19 protein-coding genes are annotated in these 25,262 nt (G+C 61.3%); 2 read left to right on the top strand and 17 right to left on the bottom strand.

Annotated elements, in window-relative coordinates; translation table 11 throughout:
• Window positions 1–51 precede the first annotated feature (51 nt).
• From GWK36_RS15615 to GWK36_RS00950, 7 genes are all read right to left on the bottom strand, one after another.
• Entirely contained in the window at window positions 52–2,505 is a 2,454-nt protein-coding gene (locus GWK36_RS15615) for a DUF4214 domain-containing protein (RefSeq protein ID WP_166269300.1), read from the bottom strand.
• A gap of 430 nt (window positions 2,506–2,935) precedes the next feature.
• Window positions 2,936–3,115 (bottom strand): hypothetical protein, encoded by a 180-nt coding sequence (locus GWK36_RS00975; RefSeq protein ID WP_166269299.1) that lies wholly within the window; start codon window positions 3,113–3,115, stop codon window positions 2,936–2,938.
• 124 nt (window positions 3,116–3,239) lie between these two features.
• A complete protein-coding gene (locus GWK36_RS15610) occupies window positions 3,240–4,484 on the bottom strand; it encodes an ABC transporter ATP-binding protein (RefSeq protein WP_166269297.1) in 1,245 nt (414 codons plus the stop codon).
• Window positions 4,474–5,310: an ABC transporter permease gene (locus GWK36_RS00965; protein ID WP_246237608.1), complete on the bottom strand. Its 837-nt coding sequence runs from the start codon at window positions 5,308–5,310 to the stop codon at window positions 4,474–4,476. The genes GWK36_RS15610 and GWK36_RS00965 overlap by 11 nt, the downstream gene beginning before the upstream one ends.
• Complete coding sequence (locus tag GWK36_RS00960) at window positions 5,307–8,174, bottom strand: glycosyltransferase family 4 protein (RefSeq protein WP_166269295.1); 2,868 nt, start codon at window positions 8,172–8,174, stop codon at window positions 5,307–5,309. Before GWK36_RS00960 ends, GWK36_RS00965 begins: the two co-directional genes overlap by 4 nt.
• A gap of 6 nt (window positions 8,175–8,180) precedes the next feature.
• Entirely contained in the window at window positions 8,181–9,416 is a 1,236-nt protein-coding gene (locus tag GWK36_RS00955; RefSeq protein ID WP_166269293.1) for a class I SAM-dependent methyltransferase, read from the bottom strand.
• 42 nt (window positions 9,417–9,458) lie between these two features.
• Entirely contained in the window at window positions 9,459–10,298 is an 840-nt protein-coding gene (locus GWK36_RS00950) for an FkbM family methyltransferase (protein ID WP_166269291.1), read from the bottom strand.
• A 353-nt stretch (window positions 10,299–10,651) separates the two neighbouring features.
• Between GWK36_RS00950 and GWK36_RS00945 the strand changes: the two genes are divergently transcribed.
• A complete protein-coding gene (locus GWK36_RS00945; RefSeq protein WP_166269289.1) occupies window positions 10,652–12,166 on the top strand; it encodes an MBOAT family O-acyltransferase in 1,515 nt (504 codons plus the stop codon).
• 222 nt (window positions 12,167–12,388) lie between these two features.
• Window positions 12,389–13,402, top strand: coding sequence for an alginate O-acetyltransferase AlgX-related protein (locus tag GWK36_RS00940; RefSeq protein WP_166269287.1), 1,014 nt, complete (start codon window positions 12,389–12,391; stop codon window positions 13,400–13,402).
• A 32-nt stretch (window positions 13,403–13,434) separates the two neighbouring features.
• On the opposite strand, the gene GWK36_RS00935 is transcribed toward GWK36_RS00940, so the two are convergent.
• The 10 genes from GWK36_RS00935 to GWK36_RS00890 all read right to left on the bottom strand — a co-directional run bounded on the left by GWK36_RS00935 (window position 13,435) and on the right by GWK36_RS00890 (window position 25,163).
• Window positions 13,435–14,160: a hypothetical protein gene (locus GWK36_RS00935; protein ID WP_166269285.1), complete on the bottom strand. Its 726-nt coding sequence runs from the start codon at window positions 14,158–14,160 to the stop codon at window positions 13,435–13,437.
• Window positions 14,161–14,314: 154 nt separating this feature from the next.
• A complete protein-coding gene (locus GWK36_RS00930) occupies window positions 14,315–15,499 on the bottom strand; it encodes a glycosyltransferase family 4 protein (protein WP_166269283.1) in 1,185 nt (394 codons plus the stop codon).
• Window positions 15,500–15,522: 23 nt separating this feature from the next.
• Window positions 15,523–17,172, bottom strand: coding sequence for a M12 family metallo-peptidase (locus tag GWK36_RS00925; protein ID WP_166269281.1), 1,650 nt, complete (start codon window positions 17,170–17,172; stop codon window positions 15,523–15,525).
• Between the two features lie 85 nt (window positions 17,173–17,257).
• Window positions 17,258–17,833 carry a hypothetical protein gene (locus GWK36_RS00920; protein WP_166269279.1) on the bottom strand — a complete coding sequence of 192 codons (576 nt, stop codon included), beginning with the start codon at window positions 17,831–17,833 and terminating at the stop codon, window positions 17,258–17,260.
• A gap of 279 nt (window positions 17,834–18,112) precedes the next feature.
• Entirely contained in the window at window positions 18,113–19,447 is a 1,335-nt protein-coding gene (locus GWK36_RS00915; protein ID WP_166269277.1) for an HlyD family type I secretion periplasmic adaptor subunit, read from the bottom strand.
• A 6-nt stretch (window positions 19,448–19,453) separates the two neighbouring features.
• Complete coding sequence (locus GWK36_RS00910) at window positions 19,454–21,202, bottom strand: type I secretion system permease/ATPase (protein WP_166269275.1); 1,749 nt, start codon at window positions 21,200–21,202, stop codon at window positions 19,454–19,456.
• Between the two features lie 264 nt (window positions 21,203–21,466).
• Complete coding sequence (locus GWK36_RS00905; protein ID WP_166269273.1) at window positions 21,467–22,264, bottom strand: SapC family protein; 798 nt, start codon at window positions 22,262–22,264, stop codon at window positions 21,467–21,469.
• Window positions 22,265–22,314: 50 nt separating this feature from the next.
• Window positions 22,315–23,061: a glycosyltransferase family 2 protein gene (locus GWK36_RS00900; protein ID WP_166269271.1), complete on the bottom strand. Its 747-nt coding sequence runs from the start codon at window positions 23,059–23,061 to the stop codon at window positions 22,315–22,317.
• A gap of 2 nt (window positions 23,062–23,063) precedes the next feature.
• Complete coding sequence (gene gmd, locus GWK36_RS00895; RefSeq protein WP_166269269.1) at window positions 23,064–24,155, bottom strand: GDP-mannose 4,6-dehydratase; 1,092 nt, start codon at window positions 24,153–24,155, stop codon at window positions 23,064–23,066.
• A gap of 18 nt (window positions 24,156–24,173) precedes the next feature.
• Window positions 24,174–25,163 carry a GDP-mannose 4,6-dehydratase gene (locus GWK36_RS00890; protein ID WP_210756815.1) on the bottom strand — a complete coding sequence of 330 codons (990 nt, stop codon included), beginning with the start codon at window positions 25,161–25,163 and terminating at the stop codon, window positions 24,174–24,176.
• Window positions 25,164–25,262: the final 99 nt, after the last annotated feature.

Raw genomic sequence — 25,262 nt, 5'->3', positions numbered from 1 at the left:
AAAAAAGGCGGGGCCTTCGCCCCGCCTGCGCTACGAGCCAATGGCCCGCGATTAGAACAGGAACAGATCGGCAGCGGTAAAGCCCGCGCCCACCTTGGCGATGGTCCGCACCGCGGCGATCGTGGTGCCCATTGACGTCGCCGTCATCGTGTCACCCACATACACCGCATAGAGGGTGTTGCCGACGCGGCCGAAGGCAACGCCGCGGGCGTCATTGGCCGTGACGGCGGCAATCACTTTGGCGCTGAGCGCCGCCTTGTTGGCCGCGATGAAGAGGGCCATAGCGGTGAAGCTGGCTGCCATACCGATCGTGTTGCTCACCGCCATGGTGAGCGCCGCGACGTTCGCGCCCGCGGTGTTCCAGATTTTCACCGCTGTGCCAACCTTGATGCCGTTTGGCGTCATCGCCGCATTGAAGGCGACACCCTTCACATCCAGATAGAGATCGTCCGCGGTGGCCGAGAAGTCGGTGAGGGTGTCGGCCGCGCCGAAGTTGTTGAAGACGAACCAATCCTTGCCGCCGTTGCCGGTGAGCGTATCGGCGCCCGCGCCGCCGGTGAGGACATCCGCCCCCGAGCCGCCCTGGAGGGTCGCCGGCCCGCCGGTGACCGCCGTGAGATCGGCCGTGAGGGCGCCGGTCATCTTGCTGCCATCGACCACGTTGGTGGCGTGGTTGCTCGTCAGCACGAAGGTCAGATCCTTCTGGCCGGTGAGGTTCACGGTAAGGCCGTAGCCCTTGCCCGCCGCGTCGTTGTCGGTGAGGGTGAGGATTGCGGCGTTCGCGGCTTTGTCGGTGGTGACGTTGATGGTCTCGACATCGTTGGCGGTGGCCGTGACGCCATTAGCACCTGTAGTTTGTGCCGAGCGCAGATCGAGGCTCAAGCTGTCGGCCTTGCCATTCGCGGCGTTCTTGACGCTGAGCACGTTAGCCGCCGTGGCATCATCGTCGAAGCGGATGGTGCTGCCCGAGGCGAGGTTGTTGAGGGTGAGCGTGCCAGCGCCACGATCCGCCACGCGCACAAAATTGACGCCAAAGAGCGAGACGTCGATGGTGGCCTTGGCGTTATCCTGGATGCGGATGCCCTCGATGCCCGTGAGGTTGCTCGCCGTGGTGGTGAAGGCGGCAAACTGTGCGCCGTTGGCGGCCACGATGTCGGTGCCCTTGCCGCCGTCCACGACGTCCTTGGTGTTGAGGGTTCCCTTAAACTGGAACTCGTCGTCGCCGTCGCCGCCGGTCACGGTGATGTCCTTGGCGTAGGCGAGGTTCACCACCACGCCGGCGCTGTTATCGACCTTGACGGTGGTGGCGGTGGCAGGCGTAGTGAGGTCGATCGCGCCCTTGGCGGAGCCGGTGATGTTGACGGTGGCAAGCGTGGTCGCAGTGCCGTCATCGATCTTGACGAACGTACCATCCTTCCCCGAGGCGCCGCCGGTGAGCTCCAGGGTCAGGGTCTCGAAGCCGTTGGTGCCGGTGACGGGCTGCAGAAAGATGGTTCTCGCACCCGCCGTGCCCAGCGACTGCAGGCCGACGGTCAGGGCATCGCTCGCACCGCTCACCGCGCCGGACTGGAAGTTGAAGGCTTGGTTTTTGGTCGCACTCACAGGCGCGATCACGTCGATGCGCTCGATCCCTGCGGCGATGCCCTTGACGGTGTAGTTGGCCGTCGGCGCTTCGGAGATGATCTTCTTGATGCCCGTGGTGTTGGTGAGATCGAGGTAGGCGCTGGCGACCCTCGCCCCGACCAGGTGCAGCGTCTCGATGTTCTTGAGGGTGGTGACGTTGGTGGTGAGGGTGTCGATGCCCTGGGCGATCAGGGTGTCGTTGCCGTCGCCGCCATCGAGCTGGTCGAAGGACTGGAAGGTGACGTTGCCAAGGCTGTCCTTGACCCCGTTGAAGACATCATCGCCCGACGTGCCGGGCGGCATGTCGGGGTTGATGGTGAGCTGAAGGGTCTTCCCAGGGTTACCGCCGCCGCCGCTCTGCACCATCTGCTCGACCCCCGCATCGACCTCGCCCTGGGTCTTGGGGGTGGCGGTGGTGACGGTGGCCATAAAATCACGCGCTGCCTGACGGCCAGCCTCAGTCCCATAGGCTAGGATCTCCTCGGCGCTATCCAGGGCAGTGACCCACAATTTAGCGGTTTGAATCTTGGCATCGCGCACCGCCAGGTCTTGGTTAGCGGCATTATAGGCAATGGTATAGGCCAGCTCTGGCAGCGAGACGACGCCATTCATCACCTGCAGGGACCAGTAGTTGAGACCAGCCGGCGCCGCATTGCGACCAAAGAGGTTGAGGAAGACCTGATTGACCTGCTGCTCGATGCTCTTGTTGCCAAACAGTTGCTGCGACTCGTCAGAGTTATAGAAGTCATCGACCAGGATGCGCCAATTGCCGCCGCTTTGCTCCATCAAACCGGTGTAATACTCCAGGCCAGTCGGCGACGGCGGACGCCCGAAGTAGCCGATGAACATCACATAGACCTGGTTTTCATAGATGCTTGGCATGGTTTAACTCCTTGATCAAGAGAGGGCAAAACTGCACAGGGGTAAAGTATAGCCCAGGGATTCCAATAAGGAAGGGGACCTTTTCCGCTCGGCTATATGGCATGGCAATAGTGCCGCGCCTGCACTCAGATTGCAAGCCTAAATGCTGCACTGCCAGTCGCTTCCTCGCACCTATCCTCGGCGATGGGTCGCAGATTGGCTACGGCGTTGTAATTTTAGCATGCGCTGGCTCGTCCTACGAGTTTGCTGATCAAAAATCCAGATTGCCGCAAGGAGGAGACTAGGATGAGGGAGTGTACGCGTTGCCTTTTTAAAACAGGACATCTTCTACACACCGCCGCGGCGACAGTGCGCGGATCCTTAAGAAAGCGTTCCATCGGACTTACTTGATTTTTATCAAATATTTTGCTCCGAAACGAATGAGTTTGTATTACGCGGCATCACGGAGCTTGGCGCCCTGCTTGTCCTTGAGCCCTTGGGCCCCTTCGCGCCCATAGCCTTTGCAGATGTCGAACACCCCTGCGCCCAACAATCCCCTCTGCGCGCCTATCGCTTCATACGTCCAGCCACGCCGCCGCTCTTCGCGCGCCGCAAACGACAGCAATCTCATGTCTCGTCTTTCCATGCCCACGACATCTGGACAGCTCAAAGCATGTGTTTCTTATCAAGAACGAACACTGAGAGCCCCTCGCTCGCCCTGATGCATCCAGGCGCTGGCCTGCCGCGCTAGCAGGTCACAGGCGCTGGATCTGGCAGCTGGGCTCGAGGTTGCAGATCCCATCCCAATGGGCGGCCTGCAGGTTGCGGGTGAGGCTAAACTGGGCAGCCTCCTGAAAACGGGTCAGTGAGCGTTCGAGATGCCCCCCCGGCAACCCGCCATCGGCTACGCCGACAGTAAAGCTATAGTCACCCGGGATGAGGCGGGCGATGAAGCTAAAGCAGACCTCGATGCGCTCGCCGGCCCGGACCGGCCCGATGCGCAGCCCCAGACCATGGGTATGGGTCATGTAGATGGCCTCGCCGCGTCGGTCGCGGACCTGAAAGCCGACATGAGGATCCTGTAGGTCACGGAGAAAGCGCACCTCGATCCGGACGGTCAGCAGGCTGTCGCTGACCAGGGTCTGCACCGGTTGGCCTTGGTGCAAGACCTGCACTTGCTCGATACGGACATCGCCGCGGTCATAGGAGCCGGCGCCTGGACCGGCGGTGACGATTCTCAAGTCGCCGCTCCCTAGGCGATTGGCGATGCTGGCGTTATAGACGTCGATGACCCGACGCGGCTCGCCGTCCTGGATGATCCGCCCGCCTTCGATGAGGATGGCGCGATCGCACAGGGCATAAACGGTGCTCATGGCGTGCGAGACAAAGAGCAGGGTGGTGCCGGCGGCGCGAAAGGCGCGGATGCGCTCAAAACATCTCTGCTGGAAGAAGAGGTCGCCGACGGCCAGGGCCTCATCGACGATCAGGAGATCCGGGCGCACGGCGGTGGCCAGGGCAAAAGCCAGGCGTACCTGCATGCCGCTCGAATAGGTGCGCACCGGCTGGTCGAGATAGTCGCCGATATCGGCAAATGCCGCGATCTCGGATAGACAAGCGGACAGGGTGGCGCCATCGAGACCCGCCAAGGCCCCGGCGCTCCAGAGGTTTTCACGACCCGTCAGCTCGCCATGAAACCCGATCCCCAGCTCGAGCAGGGCGGAGAGACGGCCGCCGCGTTCGATGGTGCCGGTAGTGGGCTGGGTGATGCCGGCGATGAGCTTGAGCAGGGTGCTCTTGCCAGCCCCATTGACGCCGATGATCCCCACCGCCTCACCGGGATCGACCTGAAGATCGATGTCGCGCAACACCCAGTGCAGCCGATGGCGCACCCCCAGCCCCAGCCATTCGCCGGCACGGTCCCATTTGCGGGCATAGCGTTTATAGGCCTTGCCGAGCCCCTGGATGCGTAAGGCCCCGGGCGGCAAGGGTCTAGAGTTCATCGACGAGCTCCGGGCCCAGCCGCTGATAGACGCGCAGCCCCAGGGCGAGCAGCCCTAGGGCCAAGCAGGCCGGATAGATCAGGCTCAACCAGTTGGGCAGCTGGTGCTCCAGCAGGATGGCGTGCATGGCAAAGATGAGGGGTTGGAGGGGGTTTAGGGCCAGTAGGTCTTGCAAGCCAGCGGGCAGGATGGCGGGGACATAGACGATAGGGGTCAGCCAAAACCAAAACTGCAGCACCAGGGCGATCAATTGTTCGACATCGCGATAAAAGACATCGATCAGCCCGGCGAGTAGACCCAGCCCCAGGGTAAAGAGGATGAGGACCAGCAACACCGGCACCACCGCCAGAACGACCCAGCCAGGGAACTGGCCGATGATCGATAACAGCCCCAGGAAGAGCCCGAGGGTGATCGCATAATGCAACAGGCTGGAGAGGGTCGCGATCATCGGCAGGCTGAGCTTCGGAAAGCTCAGTTTTTTAAGTAGGTTGGCATTGTTGACAAAGATCCCCACCGAGCGGCCCAGGAGTTCGCTAAAGAGGTTCCAGGTCAGCAGACCGGCGCAGAGATAGATGCTGTAGGCAAAGGGCCCAGGGTATCCGGCGAGCTGCGGATGCATGAGCTTGGCAAAGACCAGGGTATAGAGGAGGATCAGGGCAAAGGGGTGGATGATGGCCCAGGCCAGGCCAAATTGACTGCCCAGATAACGGGCGCGCCATTCGCGCTGGACGCTCGCCCAGATAAAGCCGCGATAGGCCCACAGCTCGCGCAGCAGGAGGGCAGGCAGGGCAAACAGGTTGATGCCAGGCGCCTGCCCGGGGGTCATGGTTCGAGCTCCAGTTGGCGCACGATGCCGTTGATCATGCCCTTAAGCTGGCAGGAGCGGCGCCAGGCGCTGTGCCGGCGGCGGAAGGCGCGGAGGTTCTCGAGGATCTGGCGCTCAGCAGCGGGATCAGCAAGCCGCTCGAGGAGCGCGCTCAGGCCAGCAGCGAGCTCAGCAGGACTGGTCCCTGGCAGGCGCATGACCGCTGCTTCGACATCGTCAAAAAAGCGCAAAGGGGTGACGGCGATTGGGCGCTCGGCAGCGATGGCCATGCGCACCGCGGCCGAGGAAGACTCTTCGGTGTGCTGATAGGGAAAGACGATGAGATCGGCCAGGGCCAGCTGGGCGATGCACTCCTGATCGCTGAGATAGTCGGTCTGGAGCATGATATGTCCGCCGAGCCCCAGCGCAGAGATCTGCTGCTGCAAGGACCTCAGCTCGGCAGCAGAGGCCGCCGGCGAATACCAGGCATTGAGCATCAGCAGATAGAGATCAGGATGGGCGGCGATCAGCGCCGGCAGCGCCTCGATCAGCTGGCCAAGGCCCTTGTGCGGCATGAGATAGCCATAGGTCGCCAGGACCTTGCGCCCGGCCAGACCCAGGGCCTGCCGCTGGCTCTCCCGTTCCTCGGGGGTCGGTGGCGACAGGTCATAGATGCACAGCGGCCAGAGGCTGACATGGGCCGACAGACCCCAGTCATTGAGACGGGCGACATCCTCGAGGGTATGGACCAACAGGCGATCGACGCGGCCTAAGGGACCAAGAAAGTCAGGGCCCAGGCAGTCAGGGGGGGCGCTGCGGGTATTGTGCAGATCGACCAGGACGCGCAGCCCGGCGTCCTTAAGCTGGGCACAGAGCGCGGCGAGCGTTGCAGGCGCAAAAAAGGACCAATGATATTGGATCACCAGGGCATCGAGCCGCTCGCGCTGGGCGGCCTGGAGGATCTGCTTAGGCTCGAGGGCCCCCAGCGACCACAGGCGCTGGACATTGGCCGTATCCGCCTGTTCGAGCCGTTCGTTTGCCGGCGCCAGGACCAGGAGCTCGGGTTCAAAGGCGCGGCTGAGGTGATAGGCATAGGCGGCGATCCCACAGCGCGAGCCCCAGGTGCTCAGCCAGCCGACCCGCACCAGCGGTAGGGGGCCCGGCTGGGTCTCGATCTGGGCCAGGGCCCGGCGGGTACGCTGGGCGACCCGGGCCCAGGTCAGGGGCAAGACCCGCTCGCGCGCCCGGGTCAAACGCGGCCTCAGTTGCTCAGGCGAGGCGAGATAGAGCTCGCGCATCAGGCGCGCCAGGTGGTCGCTGTCGGGTTCGCACCACAGCGAATCCGGGACCGTCAGATGGGTGCGCGCATAGGCGGGCCGCTGGTCGATCAGCCAGGCGGTCTCCTCGTCACAATAATCTAGGTGCCCACCCCAGCGGCTGGCGATCACCGGTCGCTCGCGGAGCATAGCCTCGGCGATCGGCAGGCCAAAGCCCTCACCGCGGCTCGGGGCAACCAGGACCTGACAGGCATCATACAGGGCGGCGATCTGACCGGGCGTCCAGTCATCGAGGATGACCTCAACGGCGGGATAATGTGAGTCGGCGGCGCGATGGCGCGCCAGCTGCTCTAAGATCTCATTGTGCGGGTTGGAAAAGGTCTTGATGATCAGGACCACTTCATGGAAGTCGCGAAAGGCCTGGCCATAGGCCTTCAGCAGGAGGTCTGCCCCCTTGCGCGGGAAACAGGAGGAGACATGTAAGAAACGAAAACCCTGGGGCAGGGGGCGCGGCAAGGGCTCGGGGACCAGGGCGCTGAGATGATCGATCCCATTGCCGACTACAGCGATCGGGACCTCAACGCCTGCATCCTGCAGGAAGCGACGGGTCTGGGTGGAGACCACGGTGATCAGGTCGAGCACCCGATTGAAGTCCTGGACATAGGTCTCAGGAAAGCCGGTCTCCTCCCAGGCATAGTTAGCGAGGAGGCGTCGCCAGCCGCGCATATCGCGCACCCGCGGCGGCCAGGCATTGCGCAGGGCCACCGCCGGGGCGCGCGGGTCTTTGGCGCGCACCCACAGGGCGTGGATGCGCGCCGGGTCCTCGACCGCCGCAAGATTGGGCTGGGGGTCATCGCCCTGTTCATAGGTCAACAGCGCCACCTGTTCGCCGGGGCCACAGCTGTCCTCCAAGGCAAGGGCCAGATGGCGGTTGACGATGGCCAGGCTATAGCTTGAATCGAAGACCCCCTCGACCCGCCAGGTCCGCAGGGCAGGCTCAGGCAGCCAGGAGCGCTGGGCATCGAGCGCCCGCCGGCGGGTCGGTGGGTCGGTGGCCAGCAAGAGCAGGAGTCCGGCCAGCGCCTCTGGGGTCGCATCAGCGACCGCCAGTCCGCCGCCCTGCCAGTCTTCAGTCCCAGCCGGGAGACGGATGAGCGCTGGGATGGCTGCCTCGGCCAGCCAAGGGCGATAGGTCGCCAGTTGGGAGGCCGGTAGGCAGAGGGCCTCCAGTTGCGCCAGGCGCAGCCAGCCGCTCTCTGCTCCAGGTGCCAGGACTTCAACGGTGACAGACTCAAGGGGGCACCGAGCGGGGCCTAAGGGCTCATCGCCGCGCAGGCCCTCTGAGAGCCGCTGAGGGGGGGGCACGGAGATCTCCGGCAATGCCTCCACTGTCCCCTGGGCCGCCGGCGATCCTGTCCATACCACCAAGCGCAGCGGTAAGGGCGCCAAGCGGTCGAGGGTCTCAAGGAGCACAGTCGGTAGGGGTTCATCCGCCAACACCCAGCCCACTACCACCTCATCGTTCTTCAGACGGGCCTTAAGCGGACTCGGCCAGGGGCCGGCGACTGGGGGATGAGCGCAGGGGTCGATCTGATCCGTCGTCTTCATCGAGGCTCAAGCAGATACCGGCACCCGCGCAATCAGTGCATAGTCCTGACCGCAATACAGCAGTTTGTGCAGGGCATCGTCCAGCTCCGGGCGATACTGCGGCCAGGGGTTAAGGCGCTCGATGCGGATGTCGATCAATCCAAAATGGACCGCCAAGTTGACCAACAAGGGCGGCGGCAAGGGACGCAGATGGGTGGGATCCAACCAGAAGCTATAGGCAGCTACCTGAATATTTTCAGGGTTCGGGGTTTCGAGGATCAAGACCCCGCCTGGACGCAAGATCCGCCGCGCCTCGGCAAAGAGGTCTAACAGCGCCTCCAGCGGCAGGTGCTCGATGACTTGAAAGGCGGTCACGGCGGCATAGGTGCAATTGGCCAGCATCCGCAGATATTCGAAGAGATCGGCCTGGTGGACGCGCAGACCTTTTTGGCGCGCCGCTGCAATCAGGTTGGGGTTGATGTCTATCCCTTCCGCCTTAAAGCCGGCCTCGGTCAAGAGGGCCAACCACTCCCCCCCTCCACAGCCAAGATCGAGCACCCAGCCCGCTGCGCGATCTGGGATGGCCGCCTGTATGAAGGGAAGATAGGTGCGCTGGCGCGCCTGGATGAGCTCAGGTGGACCGCGATGCACCCCCTCGAAGGACTGATACCAGCAGTCGCTGGGGGTGGGACCTGTGGACAGCCGGCCCGTGTGGGCGGGCGCTGGTTCCAGGGCGCGCAAGCGGGCGGCCAGGAGGTCGATCTCGCGCTGGATAAAGAGACGCTCAGCAGTCTGCTCTTCATGCAACCGGGCGGCGAGGTGCTCGATCTCATGTTGCATGAAGGCATGTGCACCGTGCAGGTCCTCTAGGCGCTTTGCCAGGAGCGAGGACCGCTGTTCGGCCAGCTGCCCCTGGGCGCGCAAGGCGTGCTGGAGCTGTTTGAGCAGGTTTTGTGTCTCTTGGATCGCTAGCGCCAGGCGATAGAGACGGCCTTGGATGGTGAGCAAGGCCCAGGCGAGGTTGACGACATCGCGCACCCCCGGCAGGCGTTGGATCAGCCAGTTTAGTGCATAACCCTGGGCGCGCCAGGCATCTAACCAGCTAAATAGTCTAAGGCGCCAGCGCTGGCGTCTCCCCGGCAGTCGATGATCCGGTCTGTGCAGCGCTGCCTCCAGAAGCTTAGGCGGGGTAGGAGCAGTCAACAGGGACAGGAGTCGCGCCTCGAGGCGCTTAAGGTCGTGGCTGTGGCTAAAGAGTCGCATCTTGGGGCCGCATCCTGGTTCTGGATCGGGCGAGAGAGCGTTCTAGGGGTGTCCTGCCTTGGGTCTGGCGATCCATTCCATCACCTCGGGGCAGCTCGTCTCCAAGGGCCAGGTCTCATAGCCCAGCTCGGCCAGCAGGGAGTGGGCGCGCCCGGGATCGATCCCCAGGGCGGCCATCCGGGGGTGGTTTTGTTCGTAATACAGGGTCAGGATACGCCGCTCACTCAGTAAACGGCGACAGCCTTCCAGGACCAGGGTATCAAACCCTTCGACATCGATTTTGAGCACAGCGATCTGCGGGATCTCGGCCAGCAGCTCGTCAAGCGGGACCACTACCACCTGGGTTGGCGAGAGGGCGCGCGCCTCATCCCAGACCACACCGCCCCAGCCGGTCTGGACCTCAGGCCCGAGATCAAAGGGCATCAGGGCCAGCCGGGGACCGGCGGCGACGGGCAACAGGCTCACGCGCCCGCTAAGCCCATTACAGGCGATGCTGGCACGAAAGAGTTCGATGTTGCGCGGCGCCGGCTCAAGGGCGATCACCCGATTGGCCGGATGGGCCTGGGCCCAGAGCAGGGAAAAATAGCCAAGATTGGCGCCGACCTCGACCAATAACCCACCTTCTTGCGCCTGGGCGAGGAGGCGCTGAGTCAGCTCCGGCTCCCAGAGGCCGCTAGCTGCTAAGGCATCGGAGATGATGTCGCCGGGCACTATGTACATCGCCAGATCCTTGCCAGCCATCCCTGAGATCAGGACAGGGCCCGGGGATGACGCGGCGGGGGCAGGCGGGGTGGCTGAGGCATTCGCCTCAGGCCCACAGATCCAGCGGTACAACCAGGCCTTAAACCAGGCAGGCAGCATGGCAGCAATCAGGGCGCGCATCGGGGGTGTTCTTAGGAATAGCAACTGGCTGAGGGGTCAGCTTGCGCTTTGGGCGGCCTTGCATCAGGCCGCGCCTGGTAGCAAGCGGGGGGATAAGGCGCAGAAGACATCGATGGTATTCACTGCGGGTCGTTCTCGGGTGGTGGTTCTAAAAAACCAGGGGGGGATCCATCCCCGATGGACCCTCCTAGGGTAGGCTGGGGTCTTGGCCAAGGGGTCCATCCAGTTTTCACTATCATGATGCCTGATCTTTCCTCTGTCGGCCAAGGGTACCGATGAAACCGCCCATCCCCTATCCCTCTGCTACCCTCTTGATCTCGGCGTCGGCTGATCTACAGCCAGGGTATTGATCGATGCTGTTTAATTCCTTGGCCTTCATCCTGGTCTTTTTGCCGCTGACCTGGGGGGTATGGCGACTGGCCCTAAGCTGGCAGGGGTGGCGGGCGGCGCTGAGGGTGTTGGTGATCGCCTCCTTGCTCTTCTATGGCTGGTGGGATGTACGCTATGTTCCTGGATTGATGGGCTCGATCCTGATCAATTTTTGGGTCGGTCAGCAAATCCTCGCCGCCCGGTTCGCCGGTCAATGGCGCAGGGCCCAGGTCTGGCTGATCCTTGGGATTGGATTCGATCTGGGGGTGCTGGGGACCTTTAAATATACGCATTTTATCGCTGGCACCCTCGCCGGGCTGGCTGGCTACCCTCCCCCTTTTGCCCCCTTGGTGTTGCCGCTAGGGATCTCCTTTATCACCTTTCAACAGATCGCCTATCTCGTCGATTGTCGGCGCGGCGAGGTGGAGAATCCGAATCTGCTGAACTATGTGTTCTTTATCAGCTTTTTCCCACAGCTGATCGCTGGCCCCATCGTTCATCACCGACCGCTGATCGCCCAGCTTAACCCCGCCCATAGGGGGATCAGCCCCAGCGGGCAATGGCCGCAGGCGCTAATGCTATTTGCCATCGGTCTGTTTAAAAAGGTAGTCCTCGCCGATAGCTTGGCTAATTATGCCAGCCCGGTCTTTGCGATGGCGACAACAGGCCCGGTGAGCGGTGACCTGGCCTGGCAGGGGATGCTGGCCTATAGCCTGCAGATCTATTTTGATTTTTCGGGCTATTCGGAGATGGCGCTGGGGCTGGCTCTGCTCTTTGGTCTGCGACTGCCGGTCAATTTCGATGCGCCCTATCGCGCCCCTTCACTGCGCCTCTTCTGGCGCCGTTGGCATATGACCCTATCGGCCTTTTTGCGTGACTATGTCTATCTCCCGCTCGGTGGCAATCGACAGGGGGCGATGCGGCACGCCCGCAATCTGTTGCTCACCCTACTGCTCGGTGGGCTTTGGCACGGGGCAGGCTGGACCTTTATCCTCTGGGGCGGTGTGCATGGCCTGCTCTTGGTGCTCAATCACGCCTGGGGGGCGGCCTGTAGCCGGTTCAGGGCCTTGGCGGGCTTGGTAGCCTGGGTCCCTCAACCGCTGTGGATCGGACTGACATTCTTGACAGTGAGCCTGGCCTGGATCCTCTTTCGGGCACCCGATCTGGCGACCGCCCAGCGTCTCTATGCGGGCCTACTGGATCTCGATAGCTTGACGGCGGCCCTGGTGGCTATACCCTGGCAGCTGACATCAGCGGGTTGGCAGGCCTGGCTGGCCGCTGAACCTGCGCTGGGCTGGGCCTGGATTGCGCTGGGTCTGGGGCTGGTGTGGGGGCTGCCGACGGCCTGGCGCTGGGTGGGCTATGATCCAGATCCCAGCCGCCCCTTAGACCGCCGCCTGGGGCTTTGGGCAGGATTACTGACCGCTACCCTGCTGTGGATGAGCCTCAAGACCCTGTTGGCCGCCCCTGCCAGCGAGTTTTTATATTTTAATTTCTAAGAAAACGCGGCCTGCATGCTCAAACTTTAGGGCGGGCGTCGGTAAAACAGGCTTATGCTAAGCGAAGACCCTTCTCCTCCGGGCACCCCCCTCCGGGATTACTTTGTCGCTTCGCTCCCCGCAATGACCGATAGAATGCCTCGCGCGCCATGATCGGTAGAATATCCCTTGCCATGGCCAGGAAAATGTCCCGCGTTATGACCGGCAAATAGGCCCTTCGCCATGAGCGATTCATCAGCCCTCGCCTTAAAGAGTCATCACCTGCCCTATTGGTTCGGTCTGGCAGCAGGCCTTTTGGGCCTGTCGCTGCTATGGACGGGTCTCTTTTGGTCTCAGCTCGGTCATCCCCTCCCCGAGACCGGCTGGATGGCCGAGGTCTATGCAGTCAAACGGGCGCATGCCAAGGCCCTGCCCAGCCCTAAGGTGCTGGTACTGGCCGGTTCAAACGCGCTCTTTAGCCTGGATTCAGGGCTCTTGGAGGCGGATTGGGGGCGGCCTGTGGTCAACCTGGGGGTCAACGCCGCGCTGGGGCTTGACTATCTTCTCCGGACTGCCGAGCCCCTTCTTCAGCCGGGTGACCTAGTCGTGATGCCGCTTGAATATCCCTTGTACCAGGGCGATCGTTTTTTAAACGCCCAACTGATCGACTATGTGATCGGTCAGGACCCCGGCTATTGGCGCAGCCTGCCGTTTTTTGAGCGGCTGAGTTTCATCGCCCAGGTGCCAGCCGCTCGGCTGATCGCGGGGCTGCGCCCCCCGGTCGAGTCACCCCCGACACCCAGCGGTCTTTACAGGGCCCAGTACCTCGATGCGCGCGGCGATTACACCCACAATGATTGGTCGCAACTGACTGCTGCAGAACGGGTTATAGCCGAACAGGCCCATGCCCAGGCCCGGCTCAAGCGCCATACCTATGGGCGCGATGATCGAGCGGATGCCCCAGGTTGGCAACGCCTGCGGGCCTTTCATCAGCAGCTACAACGCCGCGGGATTGGCCTGTGGATGGTCCCTCCGGCGCTGATGGATCAGCCAAGCTATCACACCGACTCCGTTGAGCGACACTATTATGAGACCCTCCCTGAGCGGGTGCGCGCCCTGGGGATCCCCTTTTTTTGGGACCCCTATGCCTGTATGTATCCTCCAGAGGATTTCTTCGATACACCGTATCACCTGACAGCGGCAGCCCGCACCCGCCATACCCGGTCGCTGATCGCCCAGTTACCTTCCCCGCCTTAACGCCGCGCGCGCCCCAGGCGAGGACGCCGGCGTCAATCCGCGCCCTCGGGATCGACCCAGAGCATCGCCAAGATCAGACCCTCGCCAAGCAGGCTGTAACGCCTTACTTCACGCCAGTCCTCATCGAAGACGACCACCTGGCCCGTGGTCCAGTCGCGCGCCTGGCGTTCGGCAAGTTCTGAGACTCCCACTGCCCAGCCGCCGGGGATCCTCGCCAGCCCACGGGTAAACCCCCCCACCTCAAGCCGCCAACCCGCCTCGCTCAGCAGACACCCCTCCGCCGAGGAACAGGTACAGAGCGTGCCATGAAGCTGCCAGATGTCATGGGCCTCGATCCCCAACTCTATCTGTCGTAACGGTGCAACAGCCTGGCCGGCCAGGGCGGCAGCGATGGGAAAGGCCAAGAGCTGGCTGGGCCCGCGCCGATGGGCGAGGACCCAGACTAACCCGTCTTCAAACCAGAGCGAATTGAAGTGAAAGCGATCGCTAACGCCCTCAGGCGGTGCCCCCAGCGGCCACCAGCGCCGCCAACTACCATCGGGGAGACGGATGGCCACCAGGTCATCATGGCTGCAGGCTGCCCATAGCGCGCCCTCATACCAGGCAATGCCGTGGAGATCGCGCAGGGCAAAAGGGGCCCGCCAGGTCTCAAGCACAGACCCCTGCCTGTTTAAGACCAGGATTGCCCCCTGTTCCTCAAGGATCGGTGTGGGATCCGAGACCCGCCGATAGCGCGCTGCTACCAGGAGTCGGCCCACTTCAGGATGAGCTAAGCCATAATATAATCCCTCCCCCCGGCGACAAACTCGCAAGGCGCCGCTTTGCGGATCCAGGGTCAGGAGGGAATGAGAGGTCGTCACATAGAGGGGCATGGGTCTTCTTAGAGGCGTTCGGGGGTGGATGGTGCTACGTCTAACCGACACCTGATCCTCGCAGTCGCGCATAGACCGCTAGAGTCTGCTCGACACAGGCATGCCAGCTATATCGACGGGAGCGCTCAATCCCGGCAGCGCGCGCCTGCCGGCGCCATTCCTCATCCTCTAGAGCGCGCTGCATGGTCTGCGATAGGACCGCGTGATCGAATGGATCGACCTGCAGGGCGATCCCCTGCACGATCTCGGTGAGGCTCGGACAGGTCGAGGTGATCACCGGCACTCCGCTGGCCATGGCCTCAAGCGGCGGCAGACCAAAGCCTTCATAAAAGGATGGAAAGACAAAGAGACGCGCGCCAGCCATCAGGAATGGCAGATCCTGGTCATCGACATAGTCGAGATAGCGCAGCTGGCCACTGCCCTGGGCGGCGGCGATCCGCGCATGGATGGGCGCGCTGTTCCATCCCGGCGCACCAATCAGTATCAAGGGAAAACGCTGTCTGAGCTGCGGGGGAAGATGCGCATGGGCCTCGATCAGGCCCAGGATATTTTTGCGCGGTTCGATGGTGGCAACGCACAGACAATAGCCATCCAGCTGCAACCCATAGCGGCTCAGATGGGGTATCAGCTCAGCAGGCAAACGGGGATGAAAGACGGGATCGACCCCCAGGGGGATGGCACTGATCCGCTCAGCCGGCCAATTGCAATATGCGATCACATCGCGCCGGATGGCCTCGGAGTCGGTGATCAGATACTGGGCGCGTCCCAGGGTCTTAGGCCATTCATGCTCAAATAGGGCGCGACGTTCGGGTGGGTGAAACTGCGGATACTGAAAGACCGAGAGATCATGGATCGTCGCCACCGCCGGTCCACGACAGGGCGGCAAGAAATAATTAGGTGAGTGATAGAGATGATCGGCCAGGCCTTTAAGACGTTGGCAGGCCAATAAGGACATCAACTGGCGGTAGCCAGCCAGGATCAAGGGCTGGGCGGCGAGAGAGGCGCCCAGCCTCATGAGGCGAGAGGGTCGCCCCCCAGCCCTGCCAACCTGAGCGCTCGCCCAAGGGGCCGGATCAACAACCCAACGTCCATTGGCCATCAAACGCAGCGAGCGGACACGCGGATGCTGAGCCAGTCCTTTGCTCAGTTCATAGGCATAGCGACCAATCCCCGTGAGCGGATAGCGGATGGCATCGACATCCAAGATGATATGCAATCCGCTCATAGATATGCAATCCGCTCATACGCTCAGAGACACATCCCGTCAACCGTCAATTTAATATCCTTAATCTCGCGCGCTGCATCCTCGGCACTGCTAACCTGGGCAAGGAAAACACGCCCATAGTCAGGATCCATCGCACAGGATCGCGTTTGCTGGACACGCGCGAGTTCCTCTTGGAAGGCGGTTGCGGCAGCTACTTTGGCATCGAGCACCGCTTGATCGTCCGCTGCCGCACTATAAGCGATGGTATAGGCCATTTCAGCCACCGAGATCTGGCCAGAATTGACCATCGCGCTCCAATACTGAAGACCGCTGCTCGTCGGATCGCGGGCAAAGAGGAACTGGAAGACCTGTGTGATCTGCTGGGGTGTTGTTAAGATCCCATAGATCTGCTGAGATTCAGCCGAGCGATAAAAATCATCGACGATGATGCGATAATTGCCATTACTTCTATCCATCCAGCCCGTATAATAGCTATATCCTGCAGGGGCCGGTGGACGACCAAAATAACCCGCATACATGACATAGACCTGTCTTGCGTATGCCGATTGATCGCCTTGCGCACTGGTCGTCACTGAAACAACGTTTGAAGCGCTACTTTGGCCAGCGTCGTTATAAGCCTTAAGGCGGTAATAGTAGGTGGTGCTTGGTGTCAAATCTCTTACTGCTTGGGTTGTGACATTACCCAACGCGCCATCATACAGCTTGCTAGTAAATGAACTGTTAGTGGCAAGCTCAAACCAATAGCCAGTTGCGCCGCTTACGGCTGTCCAATTGGCGGTAAATCCGGTGCTGGTGATATTGGTTGCCGCAAGCGCAGTCGGTGGGGACGGGATAGTTGGAGTAGAGCTCGATTGGCGATAGTTCGCAACGATATTTTTGGTTTCCCGCAGGAGGCGGGCATTATCGCCGTCCTGAGGATGACCGGCTGCGGTTCCCTGGTAGGTCTTCAGCGGTGTCGAAAAGAGCGGCGCCTCAATATACCTGTGACCATACCCATCTTCTGCATAGGCCATGATGGTGTGATAAGCCGTCCCATTCGTCCCGGAGAAATACCAACCTGCTGAATATAGGTTATCCAGAGATTTGTTTGGCCCTGGGGAGCTGTTCTGATATTTTGAATGGTGCGCCCCAAGATTATGCCCAATCTCATGGGTTAGGGTATGACCAACGGCAACCGCACGGATAGCGCAAACTGTATGTGCATCTTTGGGATCACCAGACCAACTTCCGAGCAGAGAGCCTAGCCCCGTATAGCCATAGTATAAGCCTGTATCGATCAGCATGGCGACCAGGTCGGCGCCATAGGTGTCGCGCGCCGCAGCCACCTGGCTGAAAACCCCTTGCCCTGCTTGCAAGGCGTTGAGATCTTCTGTAAAGGGGCTATCTGAGCTGGACCGGGTTGTGTAAGGGATCGACATGACATGGACCAGGCGAAAGCTGATATCCACATCGCTGTTTTGGGTAGCCTGGTTCATACGATTGATGGCATCCTGCGCGAATGCCGTCATGCCGCCATTGGTCGCCACCCAATTTGCTGCTGTCGTATCATAGACAATCAGCACATCGATCGTTGTGGCCGGCGCCAGGCGTGCCCACCCCATTGCCCATACACAAAGGCATAAAAGGCCAACCCAGCGCCATCCTCTCTCAAGACCCCGCCGAACCATGACCATACCTCCAGGCGCTCTTTCAATTTTATCAACGCACGGCTGATCGTTTAAAACGCAAACCGTCTTTGCCGCCTCTGCTCAGGCTGACTTAACGAACCGGCGGGATGAGCGGTGCAGCCTCAAAGACCGGTGGGCGTTTGCTTAAGTCATATTCAATCACCCGACCCTCCCCGCTTTGATTAGCGCCCACCACCCGATACATCGCTGTCGAATGCGGGTCGGTGAAGGTGATGAAATAGCTCTCAGGGGTCAGCGTCAGGGTGAGGGTTGCAAGCTCGACCCCAGGCACCCGCCCATAAAGAGCAAGAGTCTGCGGATCCGCTCTGTCTTCGGAGGTGACCTCTACCTCGATATAGGCATCAGGGAAGAACTCAAGGGCCAGGATTTGGGGCCTTGTTGGAGTCCGCAGTGCTGCTGCCGCCGGCGACTGAAGATTACCTGGCATAAAGGCTGCGAGCAGGTCGGTCTCTAGGATCACCTCCCCGGCGCGGACCAAAAAACCTGTGGGATCGGCCTGCACCTCAGCCTGTTCCTGTTGAACAAGGTCTGTCTGCGCAGGGAGGGCGCGCAGGAGCACTGCCGTCCCCTTGCCCGTCTCCCCAGCCGTACTTGCGCCCAGGATCAGGAATAGGCCGGCTAACAGCGCAGCGGCAACAGCGGCCATCAACCGCTCGGTTCTGCCCCAATCGCCCATTCGCCCTCTAGATTGGCCTGAAAACATGGCATCCTCCTTGGGGTAAGGCCGGCAAGGTGACATCTGGCTTGAAGATACCCTGCAAGTATAGTCCAACAATAAAAAGAGGGTGTCTAGGCGGGGGCCTCTTTGCCTATCCCCGGCAATCAAGGGGCGGACCTGGGCGCAGCATCTGGGCGTACAGGGGCAGCGAGGTTAGGCCCCCGCTAAACCGCTAGGGCCTGTAAGGCCGCCGGCCTGGGTCATCCATCAATCTTCACGAAACGCCTGGGCAACCCGGTCGGTGAGGGGGCGGATAAGATAATTAAAGAAGGTCCGCTCGCCGGTCTTGATCATGGCCTCGACCGGCATACCGGCTTGCAACCTCTGGCCATGGAGCTGAACCAGACCCTCAGGCGTGACCTCAATGCGGGCAAGGTAGTAGGGTAAATTCGTCGCTGGATCGATCAGCCGATCCGCCGAAACCGTTAAGACCCGCCCCTGGATGACCGGAGTGGTTCGGGCATTGAGCGCGCTCAGGCGCAGATCGGCCTCAAGCCCTGGATGCACCCGATCGATGTCCATCGGATGGACACGCGCCTCAATGATCATCGACTCGCCCTCGGGGACGATGTCGAGGAGGTGATCGCCAGGACGCACGACACCGCCGACCGTATGGACGCTTAAGCCCACCACCGAACCACCAACTGGGGCACGGACGACGGTGCGCTCAAGCTGCTTAGCTAAAGCGCGCATGCGCTCGCGCAGATCCGAGAGCTTGGTCTCAACCTCGCGCAATTCCTTGACAACGTCGCTTAAGAACCGGCGCTTGAGCTGATCGATCTGCAGCTTAGTCTCGCCGATCTGGACGCGGGCTGCGGCGATGTCGGCCTGGTGTTGACCGCGCTCACCTTCAAGCTCAGCCGCCAGACGCTCATATTCGCGCAGTAAGCGTTTATCGCCTAGGCCCTGGCCAAAGAGCTTTTTCAAGCCCTCAATCTCCTCCTGATAGAGGGCGATCCGTTTGCTTTTACTCGCGATCAGGGCCTCGAGTCCCTTGATCTGTTCCTCAAGCTGATCGCGGCGCTGTTCGAGCACAGCCTGTTCGCCGCGCAATGATTTGCGCCTAGCCTGAAAGACACGCTCCTCACCGGTGATGGCCTCGGCGATCCGCTGATCATCCTTGGCAGCGAGTAGGTCCTCGGGAAATTGGATCGCGGGTAGATCATCACGCTCAGCAATCAAGCGCGCCTCCTGGGCACGCAAGGCGAGATACTGGTTGCGGGCGATCTCAAGCTGGGCGCTGGCCTCGGTATCGTCGAACTGGATCAACACATCGCCTTCATTCACCCGATCGCCTTCGCGCACCAGGATGGCGCGGATGATCCCGCCGTCGAGATGGCGCACCGTCTTGCGCGCCGACTCAACCGAGACCACGCCGGGGGCAACAGCGGCGCCGGACAAAGGGGCCAGGAGGGCCCAGGCCATGAAACCGCCGAAGGCGATCAAAAGGACCAGAAGCCCCAGCCAATGCTCGAAACGATCGTCTACTGGGATCGGTGGGGGTTCGGGCGTGCCCGGACAGGGGGTAACGGTGATATCCATGATCGATCAACCGGTAGCGCCGGCCTGGGTCGGCGGCTGGGCAGGGACGAGAGGGGAGGCGGCATTGGTGACCGCCACCGGGCGGACAAAGCGCGCCAGGACCTGGTCGCGCGGTCCAAACATCTCGACCTGACCCTCGCGCATGACCAGGATCTTATCGACCGATCCCAGGATACTCGGGCGATGGGTAATGATGACGACGGTCGTCCCCTCGGATTTGAGCTGGACAATAGCGCGCACCAGGGCTGCCTCGCCCTGGTCGTCGAGGTTGGAATTGGGCTCGTCGAGCACAACCAGGACGGGATTGCCATACATGGCACGCGCCAGGGCAATACGCTGGCGCTGACCGCCCGAGAGCACCGCCCCACCCTCGCCGATCGGGGTGTCATAGCCCTTCGGCAGGCGCAAGATCATCTCATGTACCTGGGCGCGCCTGGCTGCCTCGACCACGAGCTCTGGGTCAACCTCGCCGAAGCGGGCGATGTTTTCGCTGACCGTGCCGTCAAAGAGCTCGATGTCTTGCGGGAGATAGCCGATATAGGGCCCAAGCTCATCGCGGTTCCAATGGCTGATGTCGGCGCCATTAAGCCGTACCTTGCCCGCTGCAACCGGCCACACCCCGAGCATCACGCGCGCGAGCGATGACTTACCCGCGGCGCTCGGTCCAATGATCCCGATGACCTCGCCGGGGGCGATCTCGAGCTGCACACCGCGCAATACCGGAAGATTGGTACCCGGTGGCACGGCTACCACCCCTTCGAGCGTCACTCGCCCCTCAGGGGGCGGCAGGCGCATGAAGCGCGGGCGCTGGGGGATAGCACGCAACAGATCCTGGAGGCGTCGATATGACTGACGGGCTGCCAAAAAGCCCTTCCAGCCGCCGATGATCTGATCGATCGGGGCAAGCGCGCGGCCCATGATGATCGAGCCTGCGATCATCACCCCGGCGGTAAAATGTTGACGGATGACCAGATAGGCGCCCAGCCCCAGGATCAAGGACTGCGAGGCGATGCGGATGACCTTGCTCGCATTGGCGAGCCAAGCGGCGCGATCGCTGGCGACGGCCTGCAGCCTTAAGACCTCACGGTGACGATCAAACCAGCGCCTTTGCACAGCGGGCAGCATCCCCATGGCCTCGAGCACCTCGACATTGCGCAGGTTGCCGCCGAGATAGCCGCGCGAGCGGATGGCAAGCGTATTGGCTTGATTGAGCGGACCGCGTGTGGCGAGCTCATTGGCGACCGCTAACCCAAAGAGGATCAAGGCACTGCCCACTGAAAACCACCCAAGCCAAGGGTGCATGATGAAAATCACCGCTAGATAGACTGGTACCCAAGGGACATCAAAGAAGGCAAAGAGACCAGGGCCAGTCAAAAATTGGCGCAGGTTGGCCAGGTCCTCGAGCGGCTGCACCCCTACCCCACGACCATCGTGCAGTCGGGCATCGAAGATGGCATGAAAGAGGCGCGAATTGAGCTGAAGATCCAAACGGGCGCCGGTGCGGATCAGGATGCGCGAGCGCACCAGATCCAAAAGCCCCATGATCATGAAGAGCCCCACCGTGAGGATGGTCAGCATGATCAGGGTCGAATCGCTCATGCTAGCGAGGACCCGATCATAGACCTGGAGCATATAGAGCGCCGGGGTCAGCATCAGGAGATTGATAAACAGGCTGAAAAAACCTGCAAAGACAAATGAATTGCGGCTGGCCTTGAGCGCCGCCTTGAGCTCGTCTTCAGCTTGATGGGGCTTCACGGGATTTACCGTCGGGGGAGTGGAGCTCTAATGCGAAGTCGCTTGCGGCGTTTCAGTCATCCGCCACGACTTCAGGCGTGGATGGACCTTAAGAGAGGAGTTTACTGTAACCCAAAATCTGCCTGGATGCTACAGAAACACCGCTGATTATGCCATGCCCAGGCTCGACTGAGGGCTACCCTCCCTTCTTCCCTGACATAGTCAGGCATAGTTAGGGCGTGCAGTGCGCACCCGATGCCCAACAGTGGGTAGTCGGTACCCAGTCTATCCCTCCTCCCCCGCATGCCCACCCTTGCGCAGGGCATCCCAATCGAACTGGATAAGCTCGGGCTCTTCGAGGTTGAAGGGCGGAGGACTCACCGCCTGGACCCGGTGGGCTGCCAGGCGCCCTAAGAGATCGATGTGTTGCATCGACAGCAGTTGGCAATAGGCCAAAGCTAGGGCGCCAACGCGCCTCAGTTCAAGAAATGGCCCATCGGCCAGCCGATTGAGCACACCCTCATCGATCTGAAATAGGCCCTCCACTTCGTCCTGGGATTCGCCGAGCTTGACCCGGATCGGCCAGGGTTTGATCAGGCCATATTGGCTTAGAGACGCACAAGCGCGGACCGTCGTCTGGCGACTGTGTTCAACCTGCTGTAAGACGGCCATGACCGCCTTGACCCTTTCGGCAAGCTCGCCGCCGGCAGCGAAAAAGGGCTCCCCCTCCCCCGCGGCAACAAGCAGGCCGCTCTCTTCATCGATACATAACGCCCATTGCCCCTCGCCCGTCTGCGCCAGACTAAAGGGATAGCTCCTGAGGACCGCGGGTACATAGCCGCCCAGCCAGCGACCATCAGGGGCGACGAATAGGTTGACGCCAGGCTCGATCCCTAAGACAGCCACCGGGAGATAGGCCTCACCCTGTTGGACAAAGGCGATCGGCAGCGCCATGGTCGCCTTGGGAAACTCAGCGGCGACCAGGGGTACCAGACCCTGCTGGGCAGCAAAGGCATAAGAGGTCCAATGCCGCCAGCACTTCTGGGCGTGACGCTCGCGAGAGAGGGGAACAAGAGTGGGCATAGGCGTGGGACGGAACTCAGGGAGACAACACAATCAAGGGGGATAGAACCTCAGCGCCTCACTAGGGATCGATACCAGACGGCATAGGGCCAGGCGAGCCACCATTTGAGCGGTACCCGACCATAATGCTGGCGAACCACGGCGATCGCCTCGCGATAATGGCGACGGCGCTGGGTGCGGGTCTTGGTTTGGTCATGTTCGCGGTTGACGGCGACCAGGGCATCGACGGGCACCAGCGGCCCCCAGCCCTTATACAGCCGCCACCAGAGGTCATAGTCCAGCGCCATCTGGAGGCGTGGATTAAGGCCACCGACAGACTCCCAGGCTGCACGCCGAATGAGGGTGGCCGGCTGGACGATGAAACAGAGGTTGGCGAATAGATATTCATTGAATGGGAAGACCCAGGCCGGACGCTGGCGCCCAGTGGCCTGATCATGATTGAGGGCCCGCCCATAGACCGCTGCAGCCCTGGGTACTTGTTCTAAGGCCGAGACCAGTGCCTTCAGCGCCCCTGGCAACATCCAGTCATCGCTATTAAGCCAGGCGACATAGGGGGCCTTACCCTGTGCGATGCCCTCGTTGATGGCCGCGGCCTGCCCCGCATCCGGATGGCTGCGCCAGCCCGCAAGCCGATGCGACCAACGTCGAATGATCTCCATGGACCCATCGGTAGAGCCGGCATCAAGCACGAAGACCTCGACCGGCAGCTCTTGCGCAAAGATCGAGGTAAGCGCTGTCTCTAGATATAGACCCTGATTGAATGAAGGGACGGCGATGCTGACCAGAGGCTTGGCCATGATCATTCATGACGCCTGCAGGCCTTAAACCCGTGGCGCTTGATGAGCGCATCGCGCTCGGCAGCCTCGAGATCCGCCTGGATCATCTCGCGCACCAACTCCTCAAAGCTGACCTTGGGCGCCCAGCCCAGCTTCTCCCGCGCCTTGCTGGCATCCCCAAGGAGACTTTGAACCTCAGTCGGGCGAAAATAACGCGGGTCGATGCGCACGATGACCCGGCCCTGGTCATTGATCCCGACCTCATCGACCCCTGTTCCAGACCAATGGATCTGCATCTGCAGCTCGCGCGCCGCGGCCTCGACAAATTCCCGCACGCTGCGCTGGATGCCGGTCGCGATCACAAAGTCTTCGGGTTGGTCCTGTTGGAGCATCAGCCATTGTGCCTCGACATAGTCACGCGCATGCCCCCAATCGCGTTTGGCCTCGAGATTACCGAGATACAGGCAGTCCTGTAGACCCAGCTTGATGTGGGCAAGACCTCGGGTGATCTTGCGGGTGACGAAGGTCTCACCACGGCGCGGGCCCTCGTGATTGAACAGGATGCCGTTGCAGGCATAGAGCCCATAGGCCTCGCGATAATTGACCGTGATCCAATAGGCATAGAGCTTGGCCACGGCATAGGGGCTACGCGGATAAAAGGGCGTGGTCTCGCGCTGCGGAGTCTCTTGCACTAGACCATAGAGCTCGGAGGTCGAAGCTTGATAGAAGCGAGTCTTGCGCTCGAGGCCTAGGATGCGAATAGCCTCGAGCAGGCGCAGCGTCCCCAGGGCATCTGAATTGGCGGTATATTCGGGCTCCTCAAACGAGACCGCGACATGGCTTTGCGCCGCCAGGTTATAGAGCTCGTCGGGCTGAACCTGCTGGATGATGCAGATCAGGCTGCTGGAGTCGGTGAGATCGCCGTGATGCAGGATCAGACGGCGGTCGGGCTCGTGCGGGTCTTGATAGAGGTGGTCGATGCGGTCGGTATTGAACAATGAGGTGCGGCGCTTGATCCCATGCACCTCATAGCCCTTGGCGAGCAATAACTCCGCAAGATAGCTCCCGTCCTGACCGGTAATGCCGGTAATGAGCGCGACTTTGCGATTTGACATAGACGACGGATCCATTGATCAATTCCGCTGCGAGAGCTGCACAAGCTCGGCCTGGGTCATCTCTTGAATGAGTTCAGTAAATGAGACCTGGGGGGACCAGCCTAACACTTGATACGCCTTGCTCGCATCTCCGACGAGATTATAGGGCTCATTGAGGCGCACCAAATGCGGGTCGAAACGCACATAGGCGCGCCAGTCAAGCTCGACGGTCGCAAAGGCGATCTCGATGACGTCCTGGACCCGATGCAGGATACCAGTGGCAAAGACATAGTCATCGGGCTGTGGGTGGTTTAAGGCAAGCCACATGCCGCGCACATAGTCGCGCGCATGCCCCCAATCGCGTTGAGTGCTGGTGTCGCCCAGTTTCAACTCCTGCTGAAGTCCGAGCTTGATGGCCGCTGCGGCCCGACAGACCTTGCGAGTGACGAAATGCTCGCCGCGGCGCGGCGATTCGTGGTTATAGAGGATGCCATTGACCGCAAATAGGCCAAAGCTCTCGCGATAGACCCGCACCAGATGGGTAGCGAAGGCCTTGGCACAGCCGTAGGGGTTGACCGGCGCTATGGAGGTCTCTTCGTTTTGCGGGCTGACCTTGGGTCGCCCGAAGATCTCGCTTGAGGTGGCATGAAAAAAGCGCGGGGGCCTCGGGAGGTCGCGCAGGATCTCGAGCAGGCGCAAGGTCCCCATCGCCGTAAACTCACAGGTGGTCTCTGGGATCTCGAAGCTCAACCCCACATGGCTCTGGCCAGCGAGATGATACAGCTCATCGGGTTGGAGACGACTGAGCAGCCGGCGCAAAGTGGTTGGGTCATCGAGGTCGGCATAATGCAAGAACAGCTGTTTGCCATAGATCTCGGGATCGGCATAGAGGTGCGCCAGACGGCTGCGCTCCAGGGTGCTGGTGCGCCGGACGGTGCCATGGACCTCGTAGCCTTGGGCAAGCAAGAGCTCGGTCAGATAGGAACCGTCCTGGCCAGTGATGCCGGTGATACAGGCGATGCGGATCAAAACAACCTCAATCAATAGCAACGGCAAGGATTGGCCAGATTATCAACGAGCCCAGCAAAACTTGCCAAATTTTGATCTGGTATCAGAAAGACGCTCAAT

The sequence above is a fragment of the Caldichromatium japonicum genome (assembly GCF_011290485.1).
Classification (GTDB): domain Bacteria; phylum Pseudomonadota; class Gammaproteobacteria; order Chromatiales; family Chromatiaceae; genus Thermochromatium; species Thermochromatium japonicum.
This window is presented reverse-complemented; position numbering and strand designations above follow the sequence as displayed.